The organism is Ligilactobacillus sp. (assembly GCF_036846325.1).
Taxonomy (GTDB): Bacteria; Bacillota; Bacilli; order Lactobacillales; family Lactobacillaceae; genus Ligilactobacillus.
Genome location: NZ_DAIUCE010000035.1, coordinates 15,113 through 17,381, shown reverse-complemented (window position 1 = coordinate 17,381; position 2,269 = coordinate 15,113). Strand labels below are relative to the sequence as shown.

2 protein-coding genes and 1 pseudogene are annotated in these 2,269 nt (G+C 44.0%); 1 reads left to right on the top strand and 2 read right to left on the bottom strand.

Going from position 1 to position 2,269, the window contains the following annotated elements; translation table 11 throughout:
* Positions 1-195, top strand: a pseudogene (locus tag V7Z60_RS05045) (hypothetical protein); the annotation flags it as partial.
* 39 nt (positions 196-234) lie between these two features.
* Here V7Z60_RS05045 and cbpA read toward each other — a convergent pair.
* On the bottom strand, positions 235-870 hold the full coding sequence (gene cbpA, locus V7Z60_RS05040; protein ID WP_334116759.1) for a cyclic di-AMP binding protein CbpA: 636 nt from the start codon (positions 868-870) through the stop codon (positions 235-237).
* Positions 871-1,166: 296 nt separating this feature from the next.
* On the bottom strand, positions 1,167-2,138 hold the full coding sequence (locus V7Z60_RS05035; RefSeq protein ID WP_334116758.1) for an L-lactate dehydrogenase: 972 nt from the start codon (positions 2,136-2,138) through the stop codon (positions 1,167-1,169).
* Positions 2,139-2,269 lie beyond the last annotated feature (131 nt).

Genomic DNA, 2,269 nt, shown 5'->3' with positions numbered 1-2,269 from the left:
CGTCGTGCGAGCCTCCTTAGTGCTCAGGGGCTGAACGCTCGCTTCCACACCTTGTCCTGTCTCGGCGCCCTGATTGAGCAGGCGATGCGAAATTCTGTATTTTGTAAAAAGTCAGGTTTTCATGTCTCAAAACTGAAAAAATACCGGACAAAACAAGTCGACTTACGACTGCATTTGTCCGGTATCTCATTATAAGTCAGGGAAAAAGTCACGTTTTTCCCATCATCTGCTCTCTTATATTTGCAGGTCCTCAATTTCAGGGACCTTGAAGTTCTTCTTTTCCAGGGCCTTGACGATTGTTTCCAGCTTTTCGTGTGAAACGTCTGCCGGAAGAGTAAACATCGTCCGGCGAACGAATTCTCCCTGCTGGACGTCAAGCGTCATGCAGCTGGCGATTGACGTATATTTGGTGATTATCTTTGACATTTCAACAAGGTCGCCGCGATCGCCTGTCGAAACGACCGTCAAAACGTAGCTTCCGACATTGACGTTCCATGACTGTGACAGCATGTCAAGCAGGCGCGTGTGCGTCAGGATGCCGTAAAAATAATTGTTTTCATCAAGAACCGTAATGTACGGCAGGTCTTTAATTGAGAAGAAGACGTTGAAGAATGCCGAATTGATTGAAACGAATTTCGTGGCATTCTTCAAAAGATACGTAACGGGAAGGCTCATGTCGCCGCCGCGTGATTTGTGGCGATAGATGTGCATCTTGTAGATGTTGCCACGGAAAATCTTTCCGGATTCATCCAGAATCGGAACGCAGCGGTAGCCTGAATCTTCCAGAACCTGCAGTGCTTCTTCAAGCGTGCAGTCTTCCTTGACCGTGGTCAGTTCTTTTTTTGGTTTAATTAAAGTTTTAAGTAGCATAGCCGAAAACCTCGTATTCAGTTCTTTCATTTTGTTATCAGAATATCTTAATTCATTTTAACATAAATGCCCGTTAAAGTGCACGTTTTGAAGAAGAAAAGCCTTTGCTGAATGAAAAATGAAACGCTGATGCATCAGAACTTTTCAAAAAAAGTGCATTGTTATTTAAATATTTGAAACGGTTTTTGATTCATGCAGTCAAGTCAGGGAACTTCGTCGAACAAGGCACATTCTTTTAAGAAAAAAGAGCCCCGCCAAAGCGAGACTCTTTAGAATCAGCTGTTAAGGAAGCAAAATTACTTCTGGCTTTCTTCGAGGTTCTTCAAACCGTCGTTAAGAACTTGCTTCAATGTCTTGGCAGATTCAGTCATCTTTGTTTGTTCTTCTTCGTTCAAAGGAACTTCGATAACTTGCTTGATGCCGTCTGCGCAGACAACAGCTGGTGTACCAATGTATACGTCGTTGATGCCGTATTGGCCGTCCATGTATGCAGAAACAGGAAGAACCGTATCTTCATCACGGAGAATAGCCTTGGAAATACGAGCAAGGGCAGCAGCAACACCGTAGAATGTTGCGCCCTTCTTGTTGATGATTTCGTAAGCTTTGTTACGAACGTCGTCTTCAATCTTGTCAAGCGTTTCCTTGGAAACGTCGTGTTCCTTAGCCCAGTCCAGGAATGGAAGTGAACCGATTGATGCTGAAGAGTATGCAGCAAATTCTGAATCGCCGTGTTCACCCATGATGTATGCGTGCATTGAACGAGGATCCTTGATGCCTGTCAAATCAGCCATGGCAACACGAAGACGTGCTGTATCCAAGGATGTACCTGAACCAAGAACGCGTTCCTTAGGGAAGCCTGAGAACTTCCATGTTGCGTATGTCAGGATGTCAACAGGGTTTGCAGCAACCAGGAAGATGCCCTGGAAGCCTGAGTCAACAACTGGCTTAACGATTGTTGACAAGATGCGAAGGTTCTTGTTTACAAGGTCAAGACGTGTTTCGCCTGGCTTTTGTGGAGCGCCGGCCGTGATGACAACCAGGTCGGCATCCTTGCAGTCTGAGTATTCTGCAGAATAAATCTTCTTAGGATATGTGTAACCCGTAGCATCGAGAAGATCCAATGCATCGCCTTCGGTACGTTCCTTGACAACGTCAATGATACCGAATTCTTCAGCGATACCTTGCAATGCCATTGCATATGCGTAACTAGAACCAACGGCGCCATCGCCGACTAACATAACTTTTTGATGATTTTGTGTTTTTGACACAGTAATTCATCCTTTCCTTAAAAAGTAACTAATTGATACACTCACATTATAACATGGATTTCAGTAAATTGGTGAATGTTTTCAAGGCGAAAGCTTTTTTTTCATGCCATTTCTTCAAATTATGTTATACT